At 48.5% G+C, this 12,420-nt stretch carries 11 protein-coding genes and 2 pseudogenes; 10 read left to right on the top strand and 3 right to left on the bottom strand.

Features of this window, described 5'->3' with window-relative positions; translation table 11 throughout:
• The 8 genes from JK154_RS01500 to JK154_RS01465 all read left to right on the top strand — a co-directional run bounded on the left by JK154_RS01500 (position 1) and on the right by JK154_RS01465 (position 6,189).
• On the top strand, positions 1–291 hold the full coding sequence (locus JK154_RS01500; RefSeq protein ID WP_211990706.1) for an EexN family lipoprotein: 291 nt from the start codon (positions 1–3) through the stop codon (positions 289–291).
• On the top strand, positions 288–1,292 hold the full coding sequence (locus tag JK154_RS01495; protein WP_211990705.1) for a type IV secretion system protein: 1,005 nt from the start codon (positions 288–290) through the stop codon (positions 1,290–1,292). The genes JK154_RS01500 and JK154_RS01495 overlap by 4 nt, the downstream gene beginning before the upstream one ends.
• A 199-nt stretch (positions 1,293–1,491) precedes the next feature.
• Positions 1,492–2,175, top strand: coding sequence for a type IV secretion system protein (locus JK154_RS01490; protein WP_211990704.1), 684 nt, complete (start codon positions 1,492–1,494; stop codon positions 2,173–2,175).
• Complete coding sequence (gene virB9, locus JK154_RS01485; protein ID WP_211990703.1) at positions 2,175–3,074, top strand: P-type conjugative transfer protein VirB9; 900 nt, start codon at positions 2,175–2,177, stop codon at positions 3,072–3,074. The genes JK154_RS01490 and virB9 overlap by 1 nt, the downstream gene beginning before the upstream one ends.
• Positions 3,071–4,396 (top strand): VirB10/TraB/TrbI family type IV secretion system protein, encoded by a 1,326-nt coding sequence (virB10, locus tag JK154_RS01480; protein WP_211990702.1) that lies wholly within the window; start codon positions 3,071–3,073, stop codon positions 4,394–4,396. The genes virB9 and virB10 overlap by 4 nt, the downstream gene beginning before the upstream one ends.
• Complete coding sequence (gene virB11, locus JK154_RS01475) at positions 4,362–5,390, top strand: P-type DNA transfer ATPase VirB11 (RefSeq protein WP_211990935.1); 1,029 nt, start codon at positions 4,362–4,364, stop codon at positions 5,388–5,390. The genes virB10 and virB11 overlap by 35 nt, the downstream gene beginning before the upstream one ends.
• Positions 5,377–5,781 (top strand): cag pathogenicity island Cag12 family protein, encoded by a 405-nt coding sequence (locus tag JK154_RS01470; protein WP_211990701.1) that lies wholly within the window; start codon positions 5,377–5,379, stop codon positions 5,779–5,781. The genes virB11 and JK154_RS01470 overlap by 14 nt, the downstream gene beginning before the upstream one ends.
• 102 nt (positions 5,782–5,883) lie before the next feature.
• Positions 5,884–6,189, top strand: a complete 306-nt coding sequence (locus tag JK154_RS01465) for a conjugal transfer protein (RefSeq protein ID WP_211990933.1) — start codon at positions 5,884–5,886, stop codon at positions 6,187–6,189.
• Between the two features lie 268 nt (positions 6,190–6,457).
• On the opposite strand, the gene JK154_RS01460 is transcribed toward JK154_RS01465, so the two are convergent.
• On the bottom strand, positions 6,458–7,324 hold the full coding sequence (locus tag JK154_RS01460) for a DUF2971 domain-containing protein (RefSeq protein WP_211990700.1): 867 nt from the start codon (positions 7,322–7,324) through the stop codon (positions 6,458–6,460).
• A gap of 842 nt (positions 7,325–8,166) precedes the next feature.
• On the opposite strand from JK154_RS01460, the gene JK154_RS01455 reads away from it, so the two are divergent.
• Entirely contained in the window at positions 8,167–10,002 is a 1,836-nt protein-coding gene (locus JK154_RS01455; RefSeq protein WP_211990699.1) for a TraM recognition domain-containing protein, read from the top strand.
• A gap of 9 nt (positions 10,003–10,011) precedes the next feature.
• Entirely contained in the window at positions 10,012–10,758 is a 747-nt protein-coding gene (gene mobC, locus JK154_RS01450; protein ID WP_211990698.1) for a MobC family replication-relaxation protein, read from the top strand.
• A gap of 669 nt (positions 10,759–11,427) precedes the next feature.
• Here mobC and JK154_RS01445 read toward each other — a convergent pair.
• A pseudogene (locus tag JK154_RS01445) lies at positions 11,428–11,568 on the bottom strand (zincin-like metallopeptidase domain-containing protein); the annotation flags it as partial.
• A gap of 229 nt (positions 11,569–11,797) precedes the next feature.
• Positions 11,798–12,121: pseudogene (locus tag JK154_RS17685) on the bottom strand (integrase core domain-containing protein); the annotation flags it as partial.
• Between the last annotated feature and the right edge of the window lie 299 nt (positions 12,122–12,420).

The following is a 12,420-nucleotide window of genomic DNA, read 5'->3' as shown; positions in this document are numbered from 1 at the left end:
ATGACACTCAACACCCGCGCGGTTGTATCCCCCCTGCTTATTTTAAGTCTTTTGGCTCTCGGGGGCTGTGAAGAGAAAAAAACCGAGCAGTGGTATATGGCCCATCATGATGAATTAATCCAAGACTATGCCGACTGTTTGCAAACCCAGACTTTCAGTAGCGAGCGATGCATCCCGGTGGTCAATGCCGCCAAAAGATCAAAGCATGAACCTGATGTTGCCGCCGGTATAAAACACGTCAAAATGGAGTATCTACAACGTAAAACCCAACCGGAGAACCCCACATCATGAGTGGCGAAGGCATTTTTAGCGGAATGGAGGCCACTGTCATGCAGGGTTTGAATAGCGTGATACAGGGGCAAATGTCCCTGTATTCAGCGATGATGGCAGGGCTAGTGGCGGGCTCGGCCACTTTGTACATTTTTTGGCGGGGCTATCAAACCCTAGCAGGTAAGTTGCATACGCCTGTCGAGGATGTCGCATGGGATTTGGCGCGGATGGGGATCATCTTGGCCTTTGTTACCAATGCGGATGGCTATTTAGATGCATCTGTTGCCGCCATCAATGGTTTAAAAAGCGGATTAAGTGGCAGTGAAAATGTTTGGGTCCTCTTGGATACCCTCTGGGGGAAAGCACAACGCTTAGGGGAGACACTGTTTAATCTCGATGATTCGACTTATGTCCCCCTCAACGGTGGCCTGGCGGAATTATTGGTGTGGGGAGGAACCATCGTTGTTTTGGTGATTGCCACCATAGTGAATATGGGCGCTGAAATAATGCTGTTACTAATGACAACCACGGCCCCTCTGTTTATTTTCTGCCTGATTTACGGTTTTCTGCATCCGATGTTCAATAACTGGCTGCAGGTCATTTTCAGCGCGCTCCTGACCCTGATGTTTTCGGCCCTGTCATTACGTATAGCAATCGAATATCTCAGTCGAGTGCTAGATAAAGCCAGAGGCGGGGCTGATATAAACAATATTGTGACACTGGCGGCACAATGTTGCCTTGCCGCCATTGGCGCTGGGTTCGTTATCTGGTTAGCGGCAAAAATCGCCGGTTCTCTGGCCGGGGCGAGCGTACAGGGGGCGGTCCAAGGTGCAGCTAAAATGGGGCTAATAGCCAGTGGCGATGCGGTAAAAAAATCCGCCAGTTGTCTCGCCACACCGATTGGCAATACCTTAGGCAGCATCGGCGAAAAGGCGGCCAGCAATCTTAAAGGACCATTATCGCCCCCCAATGCCAAAGCAGCGGCAAAAGCCGCAGTGGCAAAAATGAAAGCCCAACACTAACCGCTATCCCGCTTCACCTATTTCTATCCCAAGACCGCTTATCTTTTAATCCTTTCAGGAACCTAACCCATGAAATCCTGCATCCTATTGATGATGTTGTGCACCCTTGCGGGCTGCACAGCGCCCAGCCCTTTTCCGCCGGATATTTCCGGCGATCTACAACCCGTTAATTCCCCCTCGGTTATCCAAGAGGTGAATAATGTCTGAATTACCCAAAATACTGAATACCTCCCGCTCCTTTGAAAAAGTGATGCTGACCCGGGATGCTCAGGCGAAAAAACTCGCCGGTATTATCGCCGCTGCAGCCACGCTATTGGCTTTACTTTCCATGATGGCGGTCATCGTCATGCTGCCTCTGAAACACACGGAGGTCGCGCTGTATACCGTAGATAGCCACAGCGGGCGAGCAGAATACGTCACGCGTATCAAAGAAAAAGATATTGCCAGCGAAGAGGCGATGGCCAAAGCCTTCGCCGCCCATTACGCCAAGCTGCGGGAGGAGTACAACTATTTCGCCCTACAAAACAATTACGACACGGTGCAGCTCTTTAACAGTGGGCAGGTCAACGCGGATTATCTTGCCGGGTTCGCCGGGCCGGATGCCCCGGACAAGGTTTACCAAAACGCGGCGAATCTGGTGGAAATCGAGGTTATTTCCAACCTGATAAGCCTCGCTACCGCCCCGGATAAGCTGGCAACCCTGCGCCTGAAAAAAACTATCCGCCATATTGTGGACGGCGCAACGCGCGTCGAATTCTGGAATATCCGTCTGACTTACCGCTATCTGCCCCACCAGGCTCTCACTGAAGCCCAGCGGGAGAGCAATCCGCTGGGCTTCACCGTCACCAGCTACCAGCGCGACAAAGAACTGAGGAAAGAATAATGCGTACTCTCTTATTTATCATGCTCACGATGATGCTCGATGCAATCGCCTGGGGAGCCGCACTGCCCCAAGGAAGCCGATACGACAGCCGTATGCAGCAGGTGGCATACAACGGGCAAAATACCACAGTGATCAACACCCGCGCCGGGTACGTCACCACATTAGTTTTTGCCGATGATGAAGCGGTGATCAGTAGCGAAGTCGGCTTTATTAAAGGCTGGGCGGTGACCAAAGAGGCCAACCGAGTCTATATTCGCCCCGCCCCTATCACCCAGCCGGTGACGGATACCGACGGTTCAACCGTTCAGCAGGCATTTTTACCCACGTCAAAAGACTGGAAAACCAATCTGTTTGTCACCACCTCGGCGCACTTCTACAGCCTGGAACTTAACGTGCTCGATGAAGGCACCCCGGCAAACAGCCTGGCGTTTGTTGTGACCTGGAACTATCCCGATGCCAGTCGCCAGGCCAGTATAGCGGCGATGAAAGTACGGCAACAAGCGCAGAGAGAGGCGCAAGAAAAAAGCGGCATCGCCCAAGCGTTTAACGCCGCCGCCACGCCGCGAAACTGGCGCTATGCCCAGCGTGTAAAGGCCGGAAGCGAAAGGATCATACCCGACTTTGCCTATGATGATGGGCGCTTTACTTACCTCGGTTTTTCTCCGCTAAAAAAAATTCCCAGTCCCTTCCTACTGGTCAATGGTCAAGAACAAACGACCCTCCCCTCATTCACCCAGCACGGCAACTATCGCGTGATGGTGATTCCTTCTCTGGCTGAAAAACTGGTCTTACGCTACGGCGATGCGGTGGTGGGCATTGTGAATCAGGGATGGGGGCTGGCAAGGCTAAGCCTCGGCAGCACAGTATCCCCGGCGGTTAACTTGGAGGTAAAACCATGACGGAGAGACAAAGACCTGCCCCTGTCCGTCAGGGCGAAAATCCGGTCTGCGAGAACACCAAAACCCTGGCTGAGCTGGAAGCCGAAGCGCGGGAACGGGCCCAAGCACAGCGTCAAGCGTCTACGCCCGCGAATGATGTGCAACCCCACCAGCCCGAGATCAATAGCCTTAAAAAACGGGGGGGAAACCGTCTTATGATGCTGGGTATCCTGCTTTTGGCGGCGTTGATCCTCGTTGCCTGGATGGGAGATTGGGTTTATAACCATTTTTTAAAAGGCCCCTCTCCCCAGACAGCACCGACAAAAACAGTCGCGGATGAAGTGAGCTACGGACGGAAACGTCAAGGCATGGGGATGGCGGAAAATCCCCTGGGTTTGCCGGACCACACATCAAGCGAACCCCCAACACCGGAGCCCCAGACCGCCCCACCCGTCGTGGCCTTTAACAAATCCCTGGCGTTGGCCACTATCTCTAAACCGCAAAACAGCGGCCAAACCGCGACAGTGTCGCGCACGGCGGAACGCAGCCTCCCCAAGGGCAGTGGGATATCGCCTACAACTGCCCAGCCTTATACCCCCTGTCCGGTAATGCTGGTCATGGATGCCAGCGGAAAACTGACTTGTCCGGTGGGAGCGCAGGCCGCCCCCACAGCACCGCAGGTGTCTACTGTCAGCGGCGTACAGCGTATACGGCTTGACCCGGATTTATCTCTTCCGGTCGATACCTATATTCCCTGTACGCTGCAGACCCGCTTTGTATCCGATGTTGCCGGGCGTATTTCCTGCCTGATTGCCGAGGATGTTTACAGCGAAAGCACCCATGTCCGACTGATACCCGCGGGCACCCGCGCCCGTGGCATCTACAAAACCGGGACCCTCAATCACGGCCAGGCGCGGATGTTTGTGATGTGGACCGAATTGAGGACCCCAAACAGGCTAAAAATTCCGTTGGTTGATTCTCAGGTTGTCGGCCCCCTTGGCGAGGCTGGTATTGACGGCTGGATCGATACCCATTTCTGGGAACGTTTCGGCAACGCCATGATGCTCAGTACCGTGCAGGACGTCGCCGCCGCGGCGACAAGCGCCACTCCATCGACAGATCGCCATACCGATTACACGGAAAACTCGCGCACGGCCGCCGCTGAAATGGCAAAAACGGCGCTGGATAACAGTATCAATATCCCGCCAACCATCTACAAAAACCAAGGCGATATCATTGGGATTATAACCGGCTCAGATATCGACTTTTCAGGCGTTTACCGCTTAAAACTCAAGCAAGGAGAGCATGATGGGCGTCAGTCATATTTCACTCCACCAGCATAAACAGCGCATGTTTGGGGATTACCTATCCCTCGATGGCCTAACTGAAATCGCGGTAAACCGCCCCTGTGAGCTATTTACCAAAATACGTGGGGTATGGCAAAAACACCGGGTTCCCCTGACGCTGGTACAGTGCCAGACCTTTGCTACCGCCCTGGCCAACTATCAAGGTGACCATATCGATGATACCTCGCCGGTCCTCTCTGCCACCCTTGAGTCTGGCGAACGCTGCCAGGTCGTGGTGCCCCCGGCTTGTGAGCGCGGCACGGTGTCGATCACCCTCCGTAAACCCTCCCTGATACAAATTCCCCACCAGTCCTATATCGACGGCGGTTTTTACGACCGGGTTATGGGTAAGGAAAAAACCGCCAGTCATGATGACGAACTTTTAGGTTTATACCATGCCGGTGATATTCCCCGGTTTATGGAGAAGTGTGTCGAGTATGGCAAAACCATCATTATCGTAGGTGGTACCGGGTCGGGGAAAACCACCTACCTAAAAACGATGATCGGCTATATCCCGAGAAACCTGCGCCTAGTGACTATCGAGGACAACCCGGAGACGCGCTTTTACGGCCATGAAAATTACGTCCATCTCTTCTACCCCGCCGATGCCGGAGAAAAAGCCATCGTAACCCCGGCAAGCCTGGTCAAGGCTAACTACCGTATGAACCCAGATCGGATCTTACTGGCCGAGGTGCGCGGGGGTGAAGCCTGGGACTGTTTAAAAATCATTGGCTCGGGCCATGAAGGGCTGATCACCTCTCTACACGCCGGTAACCCGGAAGAGGCGATTAACGGACTGGCAGAGCGTTGTTATCAAAACGTCGAATGCCAGAACATCCCCTATTCGGTCCTGCTGCGCAAAGTCCTCAATAGCATCGATGTTATCGCCAGCATTGATGTTAGCGGCGATATTCGGCGCATGGGGGATATTTATTTTAAACCGGTGCAGCGCGCCTTGATGATGGAGAATTTCAGACATGACACATTTTAATCTCCGGATTTTACTCTATGTATGCCTGCTACTTGCGGGGTGTTCCGCCCCGCCAAAACCGACAGCTATCGAATGGGATAACCCCCTTGCGGCCATTAACCATACATTGCCAATATGGCAGGAAAATAGCCTTGTTACACGCTCGCCAGTGGCCTCCGGACACTGGTCGAGGATAATCGCCAATTTTCAGGGTAATTCACAGGAATGGACGCCTGATATTTGGTATGCCATCGCACATTCCACCCATATCGCAGTCACTGCGCCGGATGCGACGGCGTTCTTTGCAGCTAAAACCTGGCTGCGACAACAGGGCGCGACAGCCCTTATCGCCTACCGGCCCAAAACCCACTGCCTTATCTGCAACACCACCGATATTTATCTTTGCCGCTAACGGCGGTAAGACAGATTCCTCCCTGTTTCCCAGGCATAGAACAACCAAATGGCATCGGCCGTTATTGGTTTATCTCAACACCACCTTAAGGAATAAAATATGATGAAAGAAAACACCATCGCGGTGGCACTTCTGTGCCTAACCGCTTGCACCTCTACACCAACATTTGCCGCCGACCCATGCCAAATTGTGCTGTGTATGTACGGAAAAGTAACGGGAAACAGCGGCGGCAGTGAATGCCGCAGTGCCGAAAAAGCCTTTTTCAGCCTTAATGCATTTAAAAAGAAAGGCCGATTTGATCCATCGAAAACATCCAATATGCGTAAAGTGCTTCTGGGGCAATGCAAGACCGCCGACCCGGCAGCGATAGCCAAAATAATCGGGGAGTTTGGGCGAATTAGAGGGTGATAGTTGGGGTATCGATGTAAGAGAAAGGGCTCTGTGAGATTGTTTGTAAGTGGCCGTTTAAAGCGTTGTAAGGGCTGCTATGAGCGAGGAGCGGACATTAATTTAACTATGTGAGGTAAATTATCCTCATGAACTCATCCGCGAAATAGTATTTATAGCTTCATAGAAAAAATCTTACCACTTGATGAATTATTACAATTAAATTGTATTGCTTTCGATAAAAATCAAGATCGCCCACAATGAAATATATTATTTCACAATCAAGATGTTAAATAATTTTTTTAAAATTAACTTTGTAGTTAGCCTTATCAGGATAAGCAATAAACATTGAAAGATTGTTTTTTCTGCAAAATCTCAAGGTCAGCCTTGCATTATGACGAGGCATTTTACATCCAACTATTATTGCTTTAATGGCCGATTTTGGAAATGATACTAGCTGTCCATTAAGTCTTTTGTTGGGTTCAACTATATTTCTTATTTCACCCTCATACTTCCAGCTTATATGTTTTTGAAATAAATACTCTTGGGATTTTAATCTAACTAACCGTCCTTCAGATAAAATAGGCTCTGAGTTTTTAAAATCGAAAGATTTGAATTCATTGATTACTGGAATTGTTTTTAGATCGCCGTGATTGAACTCTATAGGATGAGTGTTATATGTTACCGGTTGTAAATCGAAGTTCTCGTGATTTTCAATGGACCTTCTGTTATATGCAATACATACCCCTCTCATTCCATCTGCATAATGTGACCACATGAGGGGGGACTCCATGTTTTCACTGAAACAACAGACTAACAAAGTATTTATATAGTCATTTAATGCTATAGTTGAGCGTTCTAGATTTTCCATTATGACTCTGTAAATACTCTGTACGCCATAACTTTTTTCGTCTATGAGCATTTTAGATAACTCATCTTTACTTAATAAATTATATTTTAAAGCGTAATTAACTAAAAGAGACTTATCTTTGCTGCGTAGATTACCCCAGTTAACTACAATAGGGAATTCGAATGGGTCGTTCAACCCTTCGATATTTGAATGCCACATTTCAAAATTGACCACTTCTCTTTTTGTATTTATGTTAAAGTTTCTATATCTAAAAATACAGGTTTCTTTTAGTTCTGTTAAAGTCATTTTTCTCTCAATACATTAAACTCAGCCACATACTAATTTTAAGATTTTCGCATAGCATAAATGGTTAATCTAATATAGTAAATAGTTTAGAGTACGCTGCTGACCTGCTCCCGGCTGAATAATTCACCATGAATCTAGCAATGTCCGCTCCTGGCACGAAGCAGACTAAGGGTAAGCTATCACGCAATTGATTTTAACTTATCGTTCAATTCAGAGTGAATTGTTAACGAGAAGTGGATTGAGGCAGCTAAATTCAATTTTGGAAAAATTGTTAATTTAGCGTCGCCGAAACCACTCACGCGCGTTCACCCCAGTGAATCGCGTGAGTTGGGGGGAGCCGAATAAATTTTGCCGCCCCAGCGAGCAAAAAGCTATCGCCCACGATAGCGGTTTATTTGGGGGGCTTGCCCCGCACAGCGTCCAAGCTTAGGAGCATTATTCGAGGCACGAGAATAATACGACTTTGCGCGTGACCATCCCCGTTGCGAGTAGTGATTTCCGCTATGTTGAGCCGCAGGCGAAAAAATAGAGGTCAAAATCACTTCGTAACGGGGATGGTCACGCGTAGCGTGGACGGTGTGCCGCAGTTGACCTTGGGGGTTTTGGCGTGGCGTCCAGCCGCGACATTACCCCCTTGTCTCATGCAATAAGGGCGTCCAGCCCGCATGTAATGGGACACGCTTTGGTAGAGGGGACTATAGCCCCCTCTACATGCCCGCCTGCGGGCAACGCTTTAAGGCATTCAATCCCCTCCTCTCTCGGTGTATCCACTCGGTGATAACCCATCACTGAGTCGATGCACCGAGATGCCTCATCGAGAGAAACCACGCAAAGGTTAAACTATGCTTAAAAAACTCACTGAGAAGCTTATGCCCATAGCCGATAACGCCATGGCGTTCTTCGGTTATATGCAACAGCATCAGCTATTGTTAGCCTTATTATCTGGGTTGACGTTACCCTTTATTATTCCGCTCAAGCGGGATGAACACGAAAAAGCCCCCCTATGGCAGCGCATTATTATCTGCCTCTCTCTTTTATGCTTTATCTTTGGCACCCTATCACCCGCTGCCTCTTACGTACTTGGTTTTCTCTACCCTGCAAAACGGGAAATCACTACGCCCGTTATGCTATGGGCGATATTGATTTTATTTACCCTGATCGGCGTTATATTCCATTGCGTCGCCCGCCGTATTCTCACACCAGAGATCGATAAACTTAAACGAAGGCTGGTTAAAAAAACCAGCCTCGAGCGCAAGATCCGCACCGATGTGAGAGAAATAAAAGCGCTCCTACCAACAACAGAGAATTATGACCCAGAGCAATTTATTGAGTTATCGAAAGGCGTATTTATCGGTCTTAATGAACATAGCGCACCACAATATATTCCGCTCAGTGACTGGCAAAAACAACATGCCGATGTTATCGGCACCACGGGTGCGGGTAAAGGGGTGGCAACCGGCTTACTGATTTACCAAAGTATTCTGGCCGGTGAGGGTGTTTTTGAAATGGATCCCAAGAATGACGAATGGGCCCCACACTTAATCCGAAAAGCATGTGCAGATGCGGGAAAACCCTTCTACCTTATCGATTTAAACCGACCGGAATATCAGCTCAACCTAATCGAGGGTATTACAGCTGAGCATTTAGAGGAACTGTTTATAGCTGGCTTTAGTCTGGCAGAAAAAGGCGAGGCCGCTGACTTCTATCGTATCGACGACCGCAGGGCCGCACGCGCTACCGCGCAATTAATCACCGAAGACGCGACCCTAACGATCCGCGATCTGTTCAACAGCGATTATGTGCAAAGCATTGCCGAAACGATTAAAGGGTTCTTCGGTAAAATAGAGGAGCTGGCCTTATTAAATGCTATTAATGCGCCGGAGGGATTGGCATTAAAAAAGGTTTTTGACGATGGCGGATGCTGTTACATCATCGGTTCGATGCGTAATAGTAAAGTGATCGCCACTCAGCGCATGATTTTAGTCCGCCTGATGCAACTGGCTGAATTACGCGACCGCATCAACGCAACGCCGCGACCTATTGCGATTCACCTGGCCGAACTGAAATATCATTTATCACGACCCGCGCTAGAAGGATTAAGCGCAGCCCGAGATAAAGGTGTGCATATCATTATGGATCACCAGTCCGTAGCCGATTTACGCGACTGCCCCGCCGATTTAAACGGCGATGCCGTGGTGGGGGCAGTGGTGGAAAATGCCAAATTTAAACTCGTGTATAAACTACAAGACCCCGACACCGCACTATGGGTGGCAAGAATGTCCGGCACGATTCTCGTGGATGATGAAAGCCGCAAAGTAAAAACGAATCGGGTACTGACCGAAGTAATAGACGATGAACGCACCATACGACAGGCGGAGCGTTTTTATATCGACAGCAATATGCTGTTAAACCTCCCCCCGTTCGTCAGCTATATTTTCACGGCCACAGAGTTACCCCGTATATCTCTTATTTCCCCCCTAAGAGTGAATAAACAGCCGCTACAGGTTTATGACGTTTCCCCCACCGAACCTATCTCGATAAAAAAACCGCTCGACTTTACCGACCTACCTGCAGAGCAAATAGAACCCATTTTAGTGTTATCCGAAAAAAATAAAACAGCCGCGACAACGCCGGATGATCCACTGACTGAAAGGTCGTCTTTTGATTTTGATGAATAAGGGAATGCTATGTTGATAAGGAGCAATAAAGAGCGCAAAAACCGTCACAGTGAAAAAATGGTACAACTGCTTAATTTTTTGAAAGAGGAAACCTACAGCGATTTTGACACGCTAAAACAACTTTTTAGATATAAGACACATCAACCGCTTTACCTCCTGCTTAATAAACTGGAAGGCATGGGACTTATCCAAAAATACATTTTCGTCTCTCGCCTCGGTAAACTCCCCCTGTGGGGCATTACTCAGGATGGGATCGCCGTGGTACTTCAACCTGAAGACACTATTTTCCCCGCTCGGTTTGAACCGGCGAAGTTAAAAGGCTGGAGCCTCAATCACCATCTTGATAATCAACGGGTACACCTGATACTGGCCCAAAAAGGCGCGACAAACTGGATTAATGGCGACCGTAACACCTTTTTAAATCAGTTTAAGGTAAAGCACCGGCCTGACGGGTTAATTACGCTGCCAAATGGCAAACGGATCGCCATTGAAACGGAACGCAGTTTAAAAACCAAAGCACGCTATCAGCAAATTATCGCCAGCCATCTTAGAGCACGAACGGAAAACCGCTGGTTTTTAGTTTTCTACATCGTACCGGATGCGCAAAAAAAACGGGCATTAATGCTGCTATTCGACACGATAAAACAGGTGATTGAAAACAGCCAACATGTCACATTGGAGGCTAAACACCGTAACGTATTTCGCTTTTATACTATGGAAGAACTCAAAAATCTGGAGCTAGCAAACTATACTTAAAACCACGTTCCGGCCCCTTTGCATGATTATTTAGCGGCCTTTATCTCACTCACGATGCGCGTCAATTTTATCCGTTATAGACCGCCCGGCAAAACATTCTATCAGAGATCAATGAAGCTATAACATCATTGCTATTGAGGCGTACTGCTTCACCAGCCAATCCATCGTTAGGCTAATTATGGCTCACCAAACCGAGCGATAAATATCTCGGTTGTCACGGATCTGCAAGTAACCAGCGATCGCCATTCAACGGTTACTTATTTGACCAATAAATATACTCCGATGCACGTTAATCGCCGCTCAGCCATCACCCCCAACAAAGCAATGAATGCCGATGACAACCCGATACAGATATAAGAATTTACAAGCCGAGCAGCACCGATAGCAGCAACGCCACACAACGCATTGCTTTACCAGAAATAGTACAGATTGCGGCCCAGTTGAATAAGGGATGTTATCGCCGGCGGACAGAGAGCCAACTGGTAGCATTCGCCGACTTAATGTCATTAACGGTCTAGCGCCTGCGCATTGTCCACATACCCACAATCGACCTCTACCGGCTTGCCCCGACGGCAGAGGCGCTCCCGTTCGCGGGTGTGGCTTTGCTGGCCTCCCCGCTCACTGGCTTCTCTTATGTGGATATATGGGAAATGCTTTCTCCCGTACTCCTCAACAATCCATTAAATAACGATGGGCTTTCGATGCGGCACTGGCCGCCTTGAAAATGTAGCGTTTATCATCTTTCAGTGATTTCAACCATGAGGCGATATAACTTTCGTGCTGAACCTCCCCCACAACTTCTAATTCGCTTCTGTTGTCTCATGCGATCTCAGTGAATCGCACAAAGACTGTAAAACCCAATGAAATCAAAAGACTTGCATGGATTTTTTCTTTTCGTAATATATCAACTCATCTCATAACAGCGCAGTCAAAAATGAGTACAGCCATGAGTACAATCAGTTTTCATCTTCATTTTAGGTGAGTACAATAGCGGTATAAGAAATAGACAAGGACTCGCTATGCTCACTGATGGCTCTCCTGCATGACTGACGTAGCTGAGCCAATGATCATTCAGGCATTCATCGCGAAAGCGTCCGTAAAAACTCTAAATAAATCCGTTCTGTATCAACTTGCCGGACTGGATAAACCACAGCGCCACTCCATGCTCATAAGCCTACTAGTAAAGTGCTCTGCAGGTAAACTCAGGCCCATGGTAAGTTCTTGTCGTAGCCGGATAGCAGTGAAACAGCGCAATACGACCCATAATACGAGTGGCTTGCACGCCTGAAATCCCAAAGGCAATAGTGAGCGTCCGGCATGCCTTCATAAAATCATCCATGCAGGTCAGACATTCCTGCTTCTGCTTCTCGGAGAATCCTGAACATCTGTTCGTCAGAAAAACGCTTCTTCATAGGGATGTCATCATGTGGCTTATGAAGACATTACTCACATCGGGGCCCTCTAATCAACGGGGAGCAGGTCACATCTCTAACAGTATGACCAGATAAGCTATTCCATAGTAAAAAGCGTGCCTTCTAGCCGTCTGAAATATAAGTTAAAATCTTCACTTTAAAGCTGGAATATCAAAGCATATAAGATTAATCTTATAATCATTGAGTAACAGACAAACTACCCCACAACAAGCTTTATATATAGAGAAAA

This window comes from Citrobacter sp. JGM124, from assembly GCF_018257795.1.
Taxonomy (GTDB): Bacteria; Pseudomonadota; Gammaproteobacteria; order Enterobacterales; family Enterobacteriaceae; genus JGM124.
The sequence above is the reverse complement of the archived record's forward strand: the minus strand, read 5'-3'. Positions and strand labels throughout refer to the sequence as shown.

What these genes read in the sequence shown, in the direction of transcription:
- JK154_RS01500 (WP_211990706.1), top strand. Translation starts at nt 1, where the DNA reads ATGACACTCAACACCCGCGCGGTTGTATCCCCCCTGCTTATTTTAAGT.
- JK154_RS01495 (WP_211990705.1), top strand. Translation starts at nt 288, where the DNA reads ATGAGTGGCGAAGGCATTTTTAGCGGAATGGAGGCCACTGTCATGCAG.
- JK154_RS01490 (WP_211990704.1), top strand. Translation starts at nt 1,492, where the DNA reads ATGTCTGAATTACCCAAAATACTGAATACCTCCCGCTCCTTTGAAAAA.
- virB9 (WP_211990703.1), top strand. Translation starts at nt 2,175, where the DNA reads ATGCGTACTCTCTTATTTATCATGCTCACGATGATGCTCGATGCAATC.
- virB10 (WP_211990702.1), top strand. Translation starts at nt 3,071, where the DNA reads ATGACGGAGAGACAAAGACCTGCCCCTGTCCGTCAGGGCGAAAATCCG.
- virB11 (WP_211990935.1), top strand. Translation starts at nt 4,362, where the DNA reads ATGGGCGTCAGTCATATTTCACTCCACCAGCATAAACAGCGCATGTTT.
- JK154_RS01470 (WP_211990701.1), top strand. Translation starts at nt 5,377, where the DNA reads ATGACACATTTTAATCTCCGGATTTTACTCTATGTATGCCTGCTACTT.
- JK154_RS01465 (WP_211990933.1), top strand. Translation starts at nt 5,884, where the DNA reads ATGAAAGAAAACACCATCGCGGTGGCACTTCTGTGCCTAACCGCTTGC.
- JK154_RS01460 (WP_211990700.1), bottom strand. Translation starts at nt 7,324, where the DNA reads ATGACTTTAACAGAACTAAAAGAAACCTGTATTTTTAGATATAGAAAC.
- JK154_RS01455 (WP_211990699.1), top strand. Translation starts at nt 8,167, where the DNA reads ATGCTTAAAAAACTCACTGAGAAGCTTATGCCCATAGCCGATAACGCC.
- mobC (WP_211990698.1), top strand. Translation starts at nt 10,012, where the DNA reads ATGTTGATAAGGAGCAATAAAGAGCGCAAAAACCGTCACAGTGAAAAA.